The organism is Streptomyces sp. CB02400 (assembly GCF_001905725.1).
GTDB lineage: Bacteria > Actinomycetota > Actinomycetes > Streptomycetales > Streptomycetaceae > Streptomyces > Streptomyces atrovirens.
Window position 1 is genome coordinate 118,732 of sequence record NZ_LIWB01000013.1, and the last position, 17,423, is coordinate 136,154.

The following is a 17,423-nucleotide window of genomic DNA, read 5'->3' on the forward strand; positions in this document are numbered from 1 at the left end:
CTCCTCTCCGAACTGCCACATGTACACTGCGCCACATTATCGGCAGCGCACTCCGGTCCGTACGGCCAGCGGCTCGGCCGCGTGCACCCGTAGCGCCGGGCCGCTGTCGAACTCCAGCACCACGGCGGGCCCGCCGGCCGCGTACTGCTCGCTGCGCACACGGAGGACGGTGCGCCACCCGCCCCACACCCTGACCTCCTGCCCGGCCCGGACCATGACCGCCGCCACCTCGCGCACCTCGGGTGCGGCCACGATGTCGGGAGCCTTCAGCTCCGCGAACACCGTCTTCCCGATCCCGGCGGGGCGCGTCTCGTAGCCCCACCGATGGGCGAGCGCCGCGACGAGGAGCAGCCCTCGTCCGCCGGTCTCGTCCTCGCCGGGCTCCCGCACCTCGGGCCGCCCGCCTCCGGCGTCACTCACTTCGATCCGCAGCAGCCCGTCCGCCACGGAACGGCTGATCCGCACGCCCACCTGCCGATCCCCCGGCGCCGGGACGCGCAACGCGTTGGTGACGAGTTCCGAGAGCACCAACTCGGCGTTGTCGAGGGTTTCCTGGCCCACGCCCCAGTCGCCGAGCACGGCGTGCAGCAGCGCTCTGGCGCGGGGGACGCTGCGGCGACTGCGGGGCAGACGGAAGGTGATGTCGTTCGACGAGGTCATGGGGATCTCCTCAGGATTCGACGTCTGCGGCGAAATCCGCTTGCTGCGCGTCCCGTTGGGATGGCACACACCGACAGGTTGAACGCGCACCATGCCGACTAGCAACGTTTCCAGTTGAGATGCGTCGGATATTCCACCTTTCGAGTTATGGCACGCACATCCCATCCATTCCGCTGCTAGAGGTGTTGCCATGTCTGCGAACACCACCGCTTCAAGCCCGTCGACCGTCCTCGGACGCCAACTCGGCGACGAACTACGTCGGCTGCGCGAGGCCGCCGGACTCACCACCACGCAGGCGGCCGACGCACTCGACTGCACCAAGGGAAAAATCAGCCGCATCGAGAACGGCCGCGTGACAGTCCGCATCCCGGACCTGACCGCGATGCTGCTCGCGTACGGAGCCACGGACGCCGAACTCCGCGGGCGGCTCAGCACGCTCGCCCGCAAGGCCAACCGCCGGCGCAGGCAGGGGTGGTGGAACCAGTACGGATCGGTGCTGGCCGACACCTATCGCGACTACATCGCGCTCGAAGCCATGGCCGGAACCATCCGCACCTTCCAGGCACAACTGGTGCCGGGCCTGCTGCAAACCCCGGAGTACATCCGCGCCGTGACCGTTGCCTCGCACCAGTGGCAAACGGCGGACGAGATCGAACAGTTCGTCCGGGTACGCCTCGCCCGCCAGGAACGCCTCGTCAGCGACTCCCCGCTCGAACTGTGGGCGGTGCTGTCCGAAGCCGTGCTTCTTCAGCAGGTCGGTGGACCGGAGGTGATGGCGGCGCAGTTGGAACAGCTTCTGACCGCGTCCGAGAAGCCCAACGTGACTGTCCAGGTCCTGCCGTTCTCCCGTGGAGCCCATGCGAGTATGTTCGGGCCGTACGTAGTACTGGGCTTCCAGGAGGAAGCGGCGCTCGACGTGGTGCTGGCGGACAACCCCACCGGTTCGATGTGGCTGGAGCGGGAGACCGAAGTCGCCCGCTACCAGGAGTTGTTCGACGCCGCTCGCACATCTGCGCTCTCCCCCGTGGAATCCCGCACGGTCATCCGACGCAGGGCCGAGGAGCACAGAGCATGAACACCGCACGCCACGGCATACGAGACCTGACGGACGCGGAGTGGCGTAGCAGTACTCACAGCGGCGGCAACAACGAGTGCCTGGAACTCGCCCACAACGTCCCCGCCCTCGCCCCCGTCCGGGACAGCAAGAACCCGGCCGGCCCGGCGATCCCCTTCGGCCGAGACGCCTGGGGCGTCTTCGTCGGGCAGTGGAGCGGTCAGCGTTCCAGGTAGACGCGGCCGCCGATCTCCGTCCACCCTTCCGGCTGGGGGGCCGTGAGGATCTGGGAGCCCGTGCCCTGGGTGATGTTCAGGGCTCGGCCCAGGCGGTCGGTGAGGAGGAGGGCCGCCGCGCCCGTGGCCTCGTCCTCGTCGATGCCGTCGTCGCGGCCGGGGAAGGCGCGGGCCCGGATGCGGCCGGCCGGTTCGTCCAGCCAGGCCCAGGCGTAGACCCACTCCCCCTTCGGCGGCACGGGCAGGTCGTCGACCTCGGCGGCGCTCGCGTACTGGCGCAGGGTGCGCGGCGGCGCCCACTCCGCCCGCGCCTCGATCCAGCAGAACTCCCCGTCCTGCCGGGCGCCCACCACCCCGGCGGGGACGACCAGCTCGGGCACGTCAAGCAGCCAGGCCGTGCCGACGCAGGGGTGGCCGGCGAAGGGCAGGCGCAGGGTGGGGGTGTAGATGTCGATCACCCCGCGCTCGGGGTCGTCGACGAACACGGTCTCGCTGAAGCCGAGTTTCTCGGCGAACGCCTGCCGGTCCTCCCGCTCGGGCATCACGGAACCGTCGCGCACGACACCCAGTTCATTGCCGTACCCGCCGCGAGGTCCGCAGAAGACGCGCAGCACGTCGTAGTCAGTCACGGGGGCATTCAAGCACCGTGCGGGCGGCGAGGTCGTCCCAGGTCGGGGCGCCACCGGCCAGGGGCCAGGTGAAGGTCGGGGCACCGTCGTACGGCAGGGAGGCCACCGTGTCGGCGTACCGGTGTTCCACGGCAGTCCGCCGGGCCTCGTCCGCCGGGTGCGTCAGACACTCCAGTTGCCGCCGCCACTCCTCGTCGCCAGTCAGTCGTATGAGCTCCAGACAGGGAGGTTCCCCGCCCTCCGCCAGCGCGGCGACGGCACGGTCGTGGCCGTCGAGGATCAGCCAGCCGTCGAGGAAGGTGACCCACCACAGCAGTACGGGTGCCAGGGTGCCCTCGCGGGCGTGCTTGCGGTACGCCTTCACGCGCGGGGCGTCGGGTGGTGACAGCCGGCGCAGGGGCAGGACGCCGTGCCAGCCGCCGCCGCAGTACAGCTCCAGGCTGCCGCCCGGCCAGTCGCGTACCAGGTCCTCGGTCCAGATACCCGGGGCGAACGCGGCCCGCGGGGACAGGTGCCAGCGTCCGTCATGCACCGGGTGGGCGGGGGACTCCTCCATCCAACGAGCGTATTGGTGGGGCCAGTCGATGGCAGAACGCTGCGTGGTCGAGCGCAGGGGCGGCAGCGGGGAGCGGTAGCCATCGAGGCGGTGGAGGGAGAGGTCACGGCAGCAGCCGTCGGTGTGCGCACGGCCCAGCAGCAACGGCCGGTCCTGCTGCCGCAGCAGCATCCGGCCCCCGTCCGCCGTCTCGAAACGCAGCGGGGGCGGACCGGACCGACCTAAAACGGCCAGCACCAGCCCGCCTCCCGGCTGGGGCTGTCTGGTCCACCTCGTCACGGGGTCAAGTCTGAGTGACGGCCGGAACGGGCGGAAACCATTTTTGTGGCCGTCCCCTGGCCCCTTTCACCGTGCTTCTCCCCAGGGAGGGCAAGGAGCCCCGGAAGCCCATCTGGGTTCGAAGAACTCCTCCCGGAAGACGTCCACCGCCGCCCTGAGCAGGGCGATGTCGATGTCCGGCCGGATGAAACTCAGCCGTGCCGAGGTGTCATCCATACGGAATTCGAGCAGTGTCCCACCCGGTGCGCCCTCGACCCACTCCACCACTTCCATGGCATCGAAGTCGTTGTGGTCACTCAGGACGACGAGCGCGAAGTAGTCGCGTCCCTCTACGGAGAAACGCCTCATAGTCGCCCCTCGAACCGCATTTTCCCACCTCGCATGCTCAAGGGAGTGGCAGCCCCGTCCCCGGGACCATTGCCGCTTCCAACTGTCACAGGTTTTCGATGAAGCGGCGGACCCGTACTTGATGGTCGGCGATCCACCCATCTTCCAGGGCAATCGGGATGCGGACGGTCACCATAGATATGGATTCGTCCTCCACGACAACCTCTGGGCAATCCCGTTCGCCTTCGAGCTGGACGCTCACCGTAGGGCCGCGAGCCGTCCGCATCCACGTGATGTCCTGCCCCATGGACAGCGCCTCCAGTGCCTGCCCCCAGGAATCCAGCTTGGCCCGGGAGAGAACGAGGAGAGTACTACCCTTGACGAACAGGCTGGTGATCTCGATTCTCGCCTCCCAGGAAGCGTCATCCATTGCCGACTGCACAGTGATCCTGACTTCGTTTTCGAAGTCGGTCAGCCGTACGAGCTCAAACGGAAACATATCCGTCTCCCTTTGCGCCGTTCACCAGAAAGCACTTATCCGTGGCCAATGTCACCGAAATTGAGCACCAGGATCGGCGTCGCCCCCGCCAGCGCATAGTACGTGTAGACGCGGGACCGCGTTCAGCCGGGCCGCGCTGACACAGGAATAACCGGCGAAGGGCAGACGCAACATGGACATGCAGATGCCGACCACCCCACGCTCGGGGTCGTCAACGAACACGGAACGAGGGCTCGGTGTGGCACGCGAAAGAACGGCGAAGGGCCCGGCCGGGGTGTGGTCCCGGCCGGGCCCTTCGCAATTCGACACTCCACGATCACCAAGGACCGTGCCTGCAGGCGTACCCGCCACCCATCACGATCCGGACCGGCTCAACTGGCGAATCGCGGTTGAACTACGGGGTCCTGCCCACTCACCTACCCCAGGAATTCGAAAAGTGATGGCGCGTCAAAGTCGCACTCGGCTTCACGCCAGACAGGCTTGGCGGACATCACGAAGCTCCGAAGATTCCCTTCCAGGAGATAAGCGCCACTAGGCCTCAAATCATTCGGAACCCTTGAAGATATTTGCGCGATTTCATCATGCCCGGCTTCCGAAACGACAAGACTTGAGTATGCGGATCGGATGGACATGAATTCAACATGCCCAAAGTAGACCTCTACCCTTGTGACGGTCCGGGCAATACGATCGGGATTACTGCGCAGGATCAGCTGTCGATGTGACGCACTAAAGCTCCACACCATGAACGTTCTGTCCGACTCGAACAGCACCTTCACTTGATACCCGCCCCTGCACGCAATGCCATGAAGTCAGGCATGTGCATCGTTACCGGAAGTCCGTTCCAGTACCAGTTGATTGAATCCCAATTCCGATTCCCCATCACGACGTTCCTGCCGATCACACTCATCTCCCACGCTGTTCCGTATCCCGACTTTGTCGCCATCTTCAGCCCACCTTGCACTCCGCGAATATAAGCATTCGCGAACGCTTCGGCGGGGGTGGCTCCGGGGAGACCGTCGAGCGTCACGGTCAGCCTGGTGTTTGAGTTGCCAACGGCTTGCTGAACACCGTTCATCCAGGCAGGGAGACCATTCTCGGCGACGTCTCCGTAGTTGCTGTCATTGAAAGTGTGAGCTCCGCTGTCTCCTGCGGCCCGGCGTGATGCAGCGAGAGCGTCCGAATGCTCACCGACTCCCAGCACAACACTGTCTCCACAGTTGTGAGCCAGGACCGGCGCAGCGCCCGCCAGCACATAGTACGTGTGGATGTCCGCGACCGTCAGGTTGTAGACCGTGGCCTGCTGGGTCCAGCGCTTGACGGCACTGATCTGGACGCGGGTGCCCGCGCTCGTCTTCAGCCAGTCGCCGGACCGGAGGTCCGTGGCGCTGACCCACTCGCGCAGTTCCGGCACCCAGAACGGGTGGCCGTCGGTGGCCGTGGTCCTGGCGGTCTTCTCGCCCTTCTCACCGTCGGTGTCGATGGTGATCTCGACGAGGTTCTTCGCACCCTTGCCGATGATGAGGGCCGTGACCTCCTTGACCGCCGTCCTGCCGGTCTCCGGGTCGGTGGCCACCACCTTGTCGCCGGGCTTGACGTCCTTGATGGGCTTCTTCCGCCCGTCGGCCATCAGGACCGGGGTCTCGGGCGTGAAACTGTTCACCCGGCAGGACTCGCCGGCGGACTGGGTGCCGTCGCCCCCGCCGCCGTCGCCGTTGCTGTCGGCCTTCTTGGCGGCTGTCGCTTCGGCTTCCTCGGCTTTCGCCTTCTTCGCGGCCTTGGCGGCGTCAGCCTGTTTCTTCCATTCGGCCATGTCCTCCGTGTACTTGGCCATGGCCTTGGCGTCCTCGTCGGCCCGCCTGATGATGCCGGTGGCCCAGCGGACCTCGTCCTCCCATTTGCGGTAGGCGCTCCAGGCCTTGTCGAGGGCCTTGAGGAGGCGCTTGGCCTTGCCCGCGAACGGGACCGCGGCCTCGAGGGCGATCATGGCGCAGGTGCCCAGGGCGCCGTTGAGGCAGTCGACGATGTCGTTGTAGCCGCTGGCCTCCTTCACCGCCTCCTTGGCCACGTGCATGACCATGTCCATCTTGGACTGCTTCTTCAGCCACCTGGCCCGCTCCACGTCCTTCTTGCTGACGCTGGGCGCCGGCTTGGAGGGGGCCGGGGGCGTGCCGCCGGTGAGTGCGGCGTAGGCCTTCTTGTACAGCTTGATGGCCGTCTGGATGGCCTTGAAGAAGCCCCAGAACTGGCCGGACGGGTCGCTGAAGGTGACCGGGCTGTTGTTGGCGTACGCGTACGGGTTCATCGTCTGCGACTCGGCCACGTCCATCATCGGGTCGACCGAGATGAACCGTCCGATCGCCGGGTCGTACTCCCGTGCGCCGAGGTGGGTGAGTCCGGTGGACTCGTCCATCGTGCCGCCGACGAAGCCCTTCTCGCCCGGCCACATCGACGGCTTCTGGCCGCGCACCTCGCCGAACGGGGTGAACGCGCGACGTGTCACCGCGCCCGCCGTGGCGTCCACGGCCACGGTCGCCGTGCCGTTGTGGTCGGAGAGGAGGTAGGAGGTGGTGATCTTGCCCTTCTCGGCGGTGCGCACCATCGCCGGGCCGGCGGGGTGCTGGTAGTGGCGCGTGCCCTTGACGACGTTCCCGGCCTTGTCCAGCTGGACCTCCGTACCCGGCAGGTACAGGGTCGTGCCGTTCGGGTCGCGCCGGATGAGACGGTTGCCGCCCGCGTCGTACACGTACGAGGTGGACTCGGCCTCGTCGCCGGTGCCCTCGGTCACCCTCTCCAGGCGGCCCTCGACGTCCCACTCCAGGTTCTGGGTGGTGCCCATCACGGTGCGGCGGGTGGTGTTGCCGACCTTGTCGTAGCCGAAGGAGTCCTGGCGCTCGCCCTCGGGTCCCTTGGTGTGGACCTTCAGGAGCTTGCTGGTGGTGGAGCCGCCTTCGGCGTACTCGTACTCGCGCGTGACGTCCTTGGTGGTGTCACCGGTGACGTCGTGCTTGACCTCCGTCTTCCGGTTGCCGGCCGCGTCGAACGTGTACGACGTCCAGTACGGGTTCGGTCCCCCGACCCGCGGCTCGGCCGAGGGGCCCGCCGCCGGGTTGGCGCACTCGTCGGCCTTCGCCGACGTCCAGGACTCCGTCATCCGGCGCAGGTAGTCGTACGCGAAGCACTGCGTGTCCGTCGTGGCCGCCGTCGGGTTCGGGCCCTGGGCGTCCGTGATCTTCAGGATGTTGCCGGAGTCGTCGTACGCCGTGCGGACGTCGCTGATCCGGGCCGTGCCCGTCGTGCCGACCTCCTGGTCGAAGACCGTACGGAGCGGGCGGCGGGTCTGCTCGTCGAACTCGCGGCTCGTGACGAGCTGCTTGCCCGCCGGGCCGACCCGGGTGCGGACCACGTCACCGAGCGGTGTGTACTCCGTGCCCGCCACGAACGTCTTGCCCGCGACGGCCATCGTGGTGACCATGTCGAGGCCGTTGTAGCCGAGCGACGTCCGTTCCTTGGCGAGGCCGGCGACCGCGGGCTGCGTCATCGTCTGGGGCATGCCGGTCGTCTTGGTGTACGTGCTGCTGTACACGTACTCGCCGGCGAGCTTGCCCTCGGACTCCGGAATGGTGATCTTGGAGCCGAGAGGGCGGTACTCCTCGTCGTAGCCCGTGACCTCCTGCTTGTAGGCGTTGCCGTCGACGTAGCGGATCGTGGAGACCGGCATGCCGAGGGCGCCCGGAAGGGTGTCGTAGGTCCGCTCGGTGAGCTTGCGGCCCTTGAGGGAGCCCTCGTACGTCGCGAGGGGCCGGTTCAGCGTGTCGTACGCGTACGCGATCGTCTTCGCGGGGTCACGGCCGTCCGTGGTGGTCAGGATGCGGTCGGCGTCGTCGTACGTGGTCCTCGTGATCCCCTTGTCGGGGTCCTTCGTCTCGTACACGCGGCCACGCAGGTCGTACTTGTACGACCATTCATTGCCTGCCTGGTCCGTGACGGACTCCAGCATGCCGCGACGCTCGTACGCGTACGTCGTCCTGTCGTACGCGCCCGACGGGCCCTCGCCCTTGAACTGGCGCAGCTCCGTCTTGCGGCCCTGTGCGTCGACGAGGGACATCGTGGGGATCTCGCCCTCGGGCGGATCCACCGCGACCCAGTCGCCGCCGTACGTGGTGGTGGTGCGCCAGGTCTCCTCGCCGAACTTGCGGGCGATGGTGGCGACCGGGCGGCCCTGGCCGTCGTACTCGGTGCGGGTGGAGGCCGGGACCTTGTTGTCGTCCGAGTTCCACAGTTCGGACGAGGGGGCCTTGTCGTTGAAGTGGGCGCCGTTCTCCTTCCAGACCAGGCCGCGGCTGTCGTAGAAGGTGTCGGTGATGACCCGGCCGCCGTCGAGCGCCGGCTGCTGGGTCTGGCGCAGGCGCAGTGCGCCGTCGTAGATGTCGTACGTGACCCGGTAGTCGCCGCGATCGAGGAGCTTCTTGGTCGTGATGACGACGGGCGCGTCCGGGGTGACGGTGTAGCCGAACTCGGCGTCCGGGGTCTGAGTGGCCGGGTCGCGGTCGGGTGACCAGGTCTTCACCAGGCGGCCGAGCGCGTCGTACTCCAGCACCTGACGGCGCTTGTTGGTGTCCTCCTTGGCGAGCGCCAGGCCGCGTGCGGGGTCCAGCTCGGTGGTGTCGGTGTGGCCCTTGGGGTTGGTGACGACCGTCTTGACCGGCAACGAGCCCGACGCGGGAACGTAGGCCGTGCGGGTGGTGTTGCCGTCGACGTCCGTCGTGGACGTGATGCGGCCGTACTTGTCGAAGGCCGACGAGCCGTCCAGCCGGTAGACCGGCTTGCCGTCCTTGTAGTCGGCCAGGGACTCGACCTTGGTGACGTTGTAGACCGCGTCGTACGACATGACCTTGTCGCTGCCGACGTCGGCCGGCCGGGCGACGTCCTTGGCGTCGCAGGACTTGGTGAGCGTCTCCACGCGCTTCTGCGGCGTGTACACGTGCTTGCCGGCGTCGTTGACGTACTCGTAGCGGGTGCAGGTGTCGTCGTCGCCGCGGGACAGGTCGCCGCGGTCGGTGGTGTGTTCCAGGCGGCCGCGGCTGTCGTAGGCGTGCTCGACGGCCGTGCGGCGCTGGCCGCGGTCGTCCGACAGGACGGTGCGGGAGGCGATCCTGCTGGTGCCGGCCATCCAGGCCTGCAGCGGCTCGGCGCCCTCGGTGCGCTCGCGGGTGGCGGTGGGGCCGCGTACCCAGGGGGTGTAGAGGGTGGCGGACTGGAGGGGTCCGCCCTCGCCGTCGTAGTAGAGCGACTCACGGATCTGGCCGGCGAACAGCTTGTGGTCGTCGACCGTCCCGCCCTCGCTGTCCTTGACCGTCACCTCGCGCTTGCCGGTGGGCAGCCTGTCGCCGTCCATGCCGCGGAAGTAGACCGTCTCCACCTGGGAGCGTTCGTCCGGTGCGGTGCCGACGAGCGTGCGCACCTTCCCGTAGCCGCGCCACTGCGACCAGGTGCGGGCCTTCTCGCTGAGCAGCTCGCTGTCGTCGTCGTAGGCCCAGGCGGGGTCACCGGCGTACTGGAAGGTGGTGACCTTCGTCGGCGAGGTGCCGTTCTTGTCCTCCTCGCGGACCTCGTCGACGCGGTGCTTGTGGAACCAGTCGGTGAAGTACTTCTTCTTCAGACCGGTCTCGTCGGTGGGGTCGGGGACCTCGTTGACGACCGGGTAGCACCGCATGGTGTTGGTGTGCGGCGCGGCCGGGAGCTTCTTGGGGCTGGTCTCGGTGGAGCATTCCGGCGCGGCGTACTCGACCGCGATGCGTGCGCCCGTCTCGGTCTGGATGGTCTCCACGCGCCAGCGCAGGAACGGCGGGTTGCCGTCGCTGTCGTTGTCGACCCGGTTGGGGAGCTGCTTGCCCTGGAAGGTCACCGGGGGCAGGGAGACCGGCGTGCCGTTCCTGCCGGTGTGCCGGATGGCGTTGAGCCACAGCGGGTAGTCGCCCGCGACGCCGCCGTCACCGGTGGACTTGAAGTCCTGGGTGAGGGCCCAGGTGTCGACCGGCTGGTGCTTGCCGTCCCGGAGGATCTCGGTGGTGATGGAGGTCAGGCGCTTGCGGGTGAAGAACGTGGGCGCGTAGCGGTCCTTGCACTCCTTGCCCTCGGCGCACAACTGGTCGGCGGGCACGTCGGGCCAGTTGCGGGTGACCTCCCACTTGGCCTCGGAGGTGAGCTTGCCCTCGGCGCAGTCGAACGAGGCCGTCTTGACGCAACGTTCGGCGACCTCGAAGACCACCTGGGCCGGGGCGGCGGCGAACGGGTCGTCGCTGCGCAGGCCGTAGGAGATGCGCTTGAGCCAGCCGCCGCGGTCGTAGCCGCGGTTGGTGGACTTGCCCTCGCGGGTGACGTCGGAGCCGTAGTGGTTGCGCTCCTTGCCGTACCAGTACGTCATGGCGTTGCCCCGCAGGTCCACGACGTAGTCGAGGTTCCAGCGGTACACCTGGTCGCAGACGGAGTCGGCGTACGCGGCCTTGTGGCAGGGCTCGTTCGGGTGGTTGCCGTACACCGGCACGGACCAGGCGGAGTTGGTCTCCGCCTTGCCGGAGGCCCAGCCGGGCAGCCGGTCCATGCCGAAGTAGTACTGCACGCCCTCCTCGTCGGTGACGCGCCAGTACTCCTTCTCGTTGTCGCCGTTGGCGACGCCCTTGAGGAGTTCGACGCGTGAGCCGTCGTCCCCGGCGGGGACCCACTTCTTCGTCTTGTCGTCGAGGACGAGCTGCGTGGAGCTGCCGTTCAGCGACAGGGTGACGACCGGCGGGCCCTGGCACAGGTCGCCGGTGGGGTGCTTGGGGTTGTTGTACCCCGAGCCCTCCTTGCGGTCGTTGGAGCACGGCACGAACTGGCGCTCGATGAAGTTGGCGCCGGTGTCCCAGCCGTCACCGACCCAGCTGCTCTGCTGCGAGGACGCGGAGGAGCGGCCGTCGACGCTCGCGGAGGAGTAGTTCAGCCCGAGGGTCGGGCCGGGGCCGCCCAGCGAGGACGGGATCTCCATCGGGTACGACCAGGTGAAGTCGCCCGAGGAGCCGCCCGCCTGCCAGGAGCCGGAAGGGCTGAGGGAGGTGGCGCGGTAGTCACCGGACGGACCGTTGGGCGCCGCTGTCGCGGCCAGCACCATGGACCCGGCGGCGGCGCTCGGTGCCTTCGCCACGGTCCGCGCGGACACGGCCGACGCCGTCCTGACCGATGCGCCCGTGGATGCGGTCGTCGTGGCCGGGGGTGCCTCGACGGTGGCCGTCAGGGTGCCCTTCGCCGGGTCGTTGGCCGTGGCGACCGGTGTGCGCGTACGGCACTCGGCCTTGTCGGGTGTCGTCAGCGCGCACGCGGGCAGCGCGACGAACGTCAGCCGGGAACCCCAGCCGCCGCCATAGGCGTTGCGGAACCCCTTGTAGTCGAGCTCGACGCGCACCGGCGCGGCCGCCGGTGTCCGGTCGGTACGGCCGACCTCCAGCAGGACGCCGTCGACGCCGGCCTTGTCGGTGGCCGCACGGTCGGCGACCTCGACCCGGGCGGTGACGGGCCGTTCGGCCTCCGCGCGGTCCCCGGTGGCGGCGGCCAGGCGGACCGGCAGCGAGCCGGCGCGGACACGCGGGGCCGCGGCCCCGCTCCCCGCCACCAGCCGGACCTCGGCGGAGTCCGCCTCCGGCCAGGTCACCGAGGGGGACCCGGTCCAGGTCCGCTTCGGTACCGGGCTGGATCCGGAACCCTTTTCGGCCGGTTCACCCGGCACGTTCACGAGCTTCTGCAGTGCGGGCAGGGTGCCGCCGGCCGCGCGGGCGTCCGGGGTCATGGCCGGAAGGCCGGTCAGCAGAAGCGACACGGCGAGTGCCGGCAGTGACCAGCGCATCGCCGTGCGTATTCGTCTGCGGGCATGGCTGTGCCCACTCCGTTTTGACATAGAGAATTCCCCAGTTTTGATCCCCCGTGAAAAACAGTCGGTGCGAAAGTTACCACTCGGTTCATCCCTCGCCCCACCCCCGACTCCCCTTCCGGGCTTGGGTCGCGTGCACGCCATCCGGCCTGCTAGAAAGCTCGGCGGGGGGCGCGCGACCAGCCTTTGTCACGCTGAGCGACGGAGCGTGGGGCCGGGGGAAACGGAATACTTCGTACCGGAAGTCTGCGCGCCGCCCGTGCACATCGACCGAGGTACTGCAAGGAAACGGGCGGTAGAAAACCGTATGAGAAACAGACCGAGAGGGCCCGTCAACGGCCCGGGGGGAACATTCGGGAAGGCGATATCAGCAGCGTTGCTGATGGCTCTTTCAGCAGGAATGGTGACCCTTTCACCGACGACCGCGGCAGCGTCCGAGGAGAAGGCGTCGGAGAGTACCGGAACCACGCTCACCGAAAAACTGCGCGAGGAGACCGACGCGGCCGTCGAGAAGGCCGCGGAAGAAAACCGGCGCGTCGAGATCGTGTCCGCACGCACCGAAACGGACGAGACGTTCGCCAACCCCGACGGCACGTTCACCGTGGAACGCGCGCTGATACCGGTCCGCGTGCGTCAGGGCGGAAAGCTCGTCCCCGTGGACACCCGCCTTTCCGAGACGGAGAACGGCCGGGTCGCACCCGCGGCCACGGGAATGTCCGTCTCGTTCTCCGGTGGCGGTGACGGGGCCTTCGCCACCATGGTCAGGGACGGACGGGAAATCTCCCTCACCTGGCCGGGCGAACTGCCCGAACCGGTCCTCGAGGGCCGCACGGCCACCTACCCCGACGTCCTGCCCGGCGTCGACCTCACGGTCACCGCCGACGTGGAGTCCTTCTCCCACGCGCTCGTGGTGAAGAACGCCGAGGCCGCGAAGAACCCGGCGCTGGACGCCGTCACCTTCGGCCACTCGGGCAAGGGCCTCGACCTGAAGGCCGGAGCGGACGGCCGCCTGGAGGCCGTGGACCCGACCGGAACGGCCGTCTTCTCCGCGCCGCAACCGCGGATGTGGGACTCGGCCGGATCCGAGGACCCGGCCGCGGCGCCTGCCGGGGGAACGCCGAAGGCGGCGGCGAAGGAACCCGCGAAGGCCGGTGCGGCACGCTCCGCGTCCGTGGTCCGCGCGGCGAGCCCGGCGCCGGCGGCCGCGCACGCCGATCCGGCACCGCGCCCCCTCCCCGAGACGCTGACCGGCGCGACCGAGGGCTCCCGGCAGGCGGGCATCGGTGTCGAACTGACGGACCGCGTGCTGACCCTGCGCCCGGACCAGCGGCTCCTGGACGACCCGGACACCGTGTTCCCCGTCGTCATCGACCCCGTGTGGGCGAAGGACGCCTGGAAGAACGCCTGGTCCATCGCGTACAAGCACACCGGCTACGCCAACTCCGACGACACCGTCTACTGGAACGGCGGCACGATCTCCGATTTCGCGCGGGTCGGTGTCGCCAACGACACCCAGCGCGGCGGAACAGTCCGGGCGAACACCTATTTCCGGGTGTCCACGTCGAACACCTGGGGCAAACAGATCATCCGTTCGACGCTCCGGATCAAGCAGACCCATGCCGGCTCCTGGTCCTGCAAGTCGGGCGCCGTTCAGGTCCGTACGATCGGCAAGTCCCTCCCCACCAACATCACCTGGAACAGACAGCCCAAGTGGGGCGCCCTGGTGGACTCCTCCGGTGAATCCTTCGGCGGCCGCAACTGCCCCGCCGACAAGGCGGGTCTCGTCGAATTCGACGTGACCGACGCGATCAGCAAGGCGGCCAAGGAGAAGTGGGGTTCGTGGGCCTTCGTCATGTCCGCGAAGAGCTCCGAAGTCGATGTCTCCTGGCGGAAGTTCGACCCGCACTCGGTGCGCGTGTCGACGTACCTGAACACGGTTCCGTCCAAGCCGAGCGGCCGGTCCACCGACCCGTCCGTGCCCTGCACCGGCGGCACGTTCGGCACGACCGACTACATCACTCTGCGTGCCAAGGTGAACGACGCCGAGGACAACAACCTCGTCGCCGAGTTCCACTACGCGCCGAGCGGCGACTCCTCGCCCGTGACCGCCAAGGTCAAGGCGAGCCGCGGCTCGGTCGCCAGTCTGCGCATCCCCACCGAGAACCTCGCGTCCGGCACGTACTGGTGGGACGTGAGAGCCAGTGACGGCACCGCCAACGGCCCCTGGGCCGGCCGGTGCGGCTTCACCTTCGACAAGACCCGGCCCGCGAAGCTTCCCGGCGTGACCTCGGCCGAGTTCCCCGCGGAGAAGGACGGCAACCCGGCCCGCACGGCGGGGAAGTTCCAGTTCACCGCGGAAGGCGTGACCGACGTCACCCGGTACGTCTGGTGGACCGACTCCGACACCCGGGAGAGGTTCGTCGACGCCACCAAGGCCGGAGGACCCGCCAAGGAGCCGGTGACCTACACACCGCTCAACGCCGGCCCGCAGTACCTGTACGTCCGCAGCCTCGACGCCGCGGGCAACCGGTCCGACCTGAAGACGTACCTCTTCTACCCGACGCGCGCCCCGGAGCGGGACAGGCCCGGTGACCTCAACGGCGACACCACCGTCGACATGTGGACCGTCGACCCCGGCAGCGGCGCCCTGTGGATCCATCCGGGCCAGGGCAACGGCAAATTCGGCGTGGGCCGCACGGCCGACGAGGCGTCCTTCGGCGACGCGGTGATCACCCACCGCGGCAGCTGGAACGAGGACTACTACGAGGACCTCGTCGCCCTGCGGCCGGGCCTGGAGGACCCCGGGGTCAAGGAGCTGTGGGTCTACACGAACCGCGGCGACGGCGAGCTCGGGGGCACCGACACCGGTCGCTGGCCGCTGGAGGTCGCCGTCGAGGACGCCAACCACTGGAGGAACGCCGACCAGGTGCTGTCGATCGGCAGCGTCAACGACGACAACGCCGACGGCAGGGTCGACACCGACGACGCGCCCGACCTGCTCGTCAAGGCCGGCGCCGAGCTCTGGCTCTACCTGGGCAGTCAGGGCAGTCCGCTCATCGACGAGGTCGAGCCGGTGTCCCTCGGCAACGCCGACTGGCAGAACATGACGCTCCTCGCCCCCGGCGACCTCAACGCCGACGGCCTGCCCGAACTGTGGGCGCGCGACGTCGGCAGCGGCCGGATCCACCAGTACACCAGCCGGAAGAACCCGGTGCAGGACGACGTCACCGCGGCCGACCTGAGCGTGTACGCCGACCCGGCCGCGCGTGCCACGTCCATCGGCAGCGGCTTCACCGGATCCGCCCACCCGCACCTCACCACGAACGGCGACTTCGAGGGCGACGGGTTCCCGGACCTGTGGTCCCGGGACGGGGTGGGCAGCGCGGTCGAGTTCCCCGGCCGGGCGCTCGCCGACGGCTCCGCCTTCGGCCCGGCCCGCCCGCTGGTGACCGGCGGTACCCCGTGGGGCACCTGTGAGACCTTCGAGTCGAAGGCCACCGGCAAGCGCACCCTGTGCGGCCCGATCCTCGCCAAGTACAAGGCGCTGGGCGGCCCGGCGGGCTTCGGGTACCCGAGCACCGACGTCGTCACCGCGCCCGACAAGGTCGGCCGGTACACGCACTTCCAGGCACCCGGCACCACCGTCAACAACCGGTCCGTCTACTGGAGCCCGGACACCGGCGCGTGGGAGGTGCGCGGCGCGATCTGGACGAAGTGGACCGAGCTGGGCCGCGAGGGCGGAGTCCTCGGCTATCCGACCGCGGGCGAGCGCCGCACCAGCGACGGCGTCGGCTATTTCAGCACGTTCAGCAAGTCCGGCAAGGGCAGCGCCATCTACTACTCCTCCGGCACCGGCGCCCACGAGGTGCAGGGCGGCATCTACACCCGGTACCTCGCACTGGGCGGCCCGCAGCGCGTCGGCTACCCGATCGACGGCGAGAAGGCCACCACGCCCAAGGCGGGCGCGTACCAGCGGTTCCGGTTCCGGGACGAGGAGACGCACAGCACGGCGATCTACTGGAGCAAGGCGACCGGCGCCTGGCCCGTCCACAACGCCATCATGCGCAAGTGGACCGAGCTCAAGTCGGAGAACAGCTGGCTGGGCTTCCCCGTCTCCGGGGAGTACCAGGTGACCGGCGGTGTCCGGGCCGACTTCGAGAACGGCTACGTCCGCTGGAACCGCACGAGCGGCACGACCACCGAGCACAAGCCGGACGACCGCACCGCGCACCTGCGGACGGACCTCGCCGGTGATGTGAACGGCGACGGGCGCACCGACATGATCACGGTCTACGACTACGGGAACGCGTCGACCGGCATCCACGTCCTGACCGCCGAATCCGACGGCGGTGTGCGTCCGCCGAAGGAGGTCTGGACGAGCAACCGGGGGAGCTTCGACGCCGCCCGTGCCAAGTGGACGGCCGGCGACGTCAACGGCGACAAGCTCACCGACGTCGTCGCGTTCTACGGCTACGCGGACGGGTCGGTCGCCATGTGGACGTTCGTCACGCAGAAGGACGGCGGGTTCAAACCGCTCAAGAGCGCGGTCATGCCGCCGAAGAGCTGGTACATGGAGCGGGTGATCTCGGTCCAGGCGGGTGACGTGAACGGCGACGGCCGGGTCGACATGACCGCCGTCTACGACTACGACGACGGCCAGATGGGCCTGCACAAGTTCCTCGGCCGTGCCGACGGCGGGTTCGACAACCCCGTGCGCGGCTTCAACTCCGGTGACGGGAACTGGTGGGCCAAGAACGCCCGCTACACGATGGGGGACGCCAACGGCGACGGCCGGGCCGACCTGATCGCGTTCTACGGCTACAGCACGGGCGCCGCCGCCCTGTGGACGTTCACCGCCAAGGCCGACGGCACCCTGGACCAGCCGTTCAAGTCGTGGAACGTGGAGCCGGGAAGCTGGGAGCGCGATCGCGTCGAGCTGACGAGTGGCGACTACAACGGCGACAAGCGCACCGACGCCGCGGTGATGTACCGGCACGACGGCGGTGTGACCGCGCTGCACACCTTCACGGCGCAGTCGGACGGCGGCTTCGGCGAGCCCCTGGCGGGCTGGAGGTCCCAGCCGGAGTCCTGGTACGCCAGCAACTCGGGCATGCCGGTCTCCGGCGACGCCGACGGTGACGGCCGGGCCGACGTCCTGGTCATGTACAACTACGCGATCGGGGCCACCCGGGCGTTCACCTTCCCCTCCCGGGAGGACGGCACGTTCGAGAACCCGCAGCGCTCCTGGTACGCGGAGCCGGGCACCTGGTGACGCCTCTGCGT

At 68.7% G+C, this 17,423-nt stretch carries 9 protein-coding genes and 1 pseudogene; 3 read left to right on the forward strand and 7 right to left on the reverse strand.

The features are described 5' to 3' along the window. Positions 1 to 36 precede the first annotated feature (36 nt). Entirely contained in the window at positions 37 to 660 is a 624-nt protein-coding gene (locus AMK33_RS27645; protein WP_073935687.1) for an ATP-binding protein, read from the reverse strand. A gap of 190 nt (positions 661 to 850) precedes the next feature. Between AMK33_RS27645 and AMK33_RS27650 the strand changes: the two genes are divergently transcribed. Further along, the gene (locus AMK33_RS27650) at positions 851 to 1,735 is read left to right on the forward strand and encodes a helix-turn-helix domain-containing protein (RefSeq protein WP_073935688.1); all 885 of its coding nucleotides are present in this window, start codon (positions 851 to 853) and stop codon (positions 1,733 to 1,735) included. Beyond that, positions 1,732 to 1,950 carry a DUF397 domain-containing protein gene (locus tag AMK33_RS27655; RefSeq protein ID WP_073935689.1) on the forward strand — a complete coding sequence of 73 codons (219 nt, stop codon included), beginning with the start codon at positions 1,732 to 1,734 and terminating at the stop codon, positions 1,948 to 1,950. Before AMK33_RS27650 ends, AMK33_RS27655 begins: the two co-directional genes overlap by 4 nt. Here AMK33_RS27655 and AMK33_RS27660 read toward each other — a convergent pair. From AMK33_RS27660 to AMK33_RS27685, 6 genes and pseudogenes are all read right to left on the reverse strand, one after another. Continuing rightward, positions 1,935 to 2,579, reverse strand: a complete 645-nt coding sequence (locus AMK33_RS27660) for a PhzF family phenazine biosynthesis protein (RefSeq protein ID WP_073935690.1) — start codon at positions 2,577 to 2,579, stop codon at positions 1,935 to 1,937. The two genes, AMK33_RS27655 and AMK33_RS27660, sit on opposite strands and share 16 nt — an antisense overlap. Beyond that, positions 2,572 to 3,372, reverse strand: a complete 801-nt coding sequence (locus tag AMK33_RS27665) for a hypothetical protein (protein WP_073935691.1) — start codon at positions 3,370 to 3,372, stop codon at positions 2,572 to 2,574. Before AMK33_RS27665 ends, AMK33_RS27660 begins: the two co-directional genes overlap by 8 nt. A gap of 108 nt (positions 3,373 to 3,480) precedes the next feature. Continuing rightward, positions 3,481 to 3,762 carry a hypothetical protein gene (locus AMK33_RS27670; RefSeq protein WP_073935692.1) on the reverse strand — a complete coding sequence of 94 codons (282 nt, stop codon included), beginning with the start codon at positions 3,760 to 3,762 and terminating at the stop codon, positions 3,481 to 3,483. 85 nt (positions 3,763 to 3,847) lie between these two features. Beyond that, positions 3,848 to 4,240, reverse strand: a complete 393-nt coding sequence (locus tag AMK33_RS27675; protein WP_073935693.1) for a DUF5959 family protein — start codon at positions 4,238 to 4,240, stop codon at positions 3,848 to 3,850. Positions 4,241 to 4,345: 105 nt separating this feature from the next. Further along, positions 4,346 to 4,465 (reverse strand): annotated as a pseudogene (locus AMK33_RS44105) (PhzF family phenazine biosynthesis protein); the annotation flags it as partial. Between the two features lie 547 nt (positions 4,466 to 5,012). Further along, entirely contained in the window at positions 5,013 to 12,167 is a 7,155-nt protein-coding gene (locus AMK33_RS27685; protein ID WP_143203866.1) for an RHS repeat-associated core domain-containing protein, read from the reverse strand. 376 nt (positions 12,168 to 12,543) lie between these two features. Here AMK33_RS27685 and AMK33_RS27690 point away from each other — a divergent pair, with 376 nt between their 5' ends. Further along, positions 12,544 to 17,412 carry an FG-GAP-like repeat-containing protein gene (locus tag AMK33_RS27690; RefSeq protein ID WP_073935695.1) on the forward strand — a complete coding sequence of 1,623 codons (4,869 nt, stop codon included), beginning with the start codon at positions 12,544 to 12,546 and terminating at the stop codon, positions 17,410 to 17,412. Positions 17,413 to 17,423 lie beyond the last annotated feature (11 nt).

Coding starts and splice junctions, on each gene's coding strand:
- AMK33_RS27655 (WP_073935689.1), top strand. CDS start 1,732: ATGAACACCGCACGCCACGGCATACGAGACCTGACGGACGCGGAGTGG.
- AMK33_RS27675 (WP_073935693.1), bottom strand. CDS start 4,240: ATGTTTCCGTTTGAGCTCGTACGGCTGACCGACTTCGAAAACGAAGTC.
- AMK33_RS27685 (WP_143203866.1), bottom strand. CDS start 12,167: ATGTCAAAACGGAGTGGGCACAGCCATGCCCGCAGACGAATACGCACG.
- AMK33_RS27645 (WP_073935687.1), bottom strand. CDS start 660: ATGACCTCGTCGAACGACATCACCTTCCGTCTGCCCCGCAGTCGCCGC.
- AMK33_RS27650 (WP_073935688.1), top strand. CDS start 851: ATGTCTGCGAACACCACCGCTTCAAGCCCGTCGACCGTCCTCGGACGC.
- AMK33_RS27670 (WP_073935692.1), bottom strand. CDS start 3,762: ATGAGGCGTTTCTCCGTAGAGGGACGCGACTACTTCGCGCTCGTCGTC.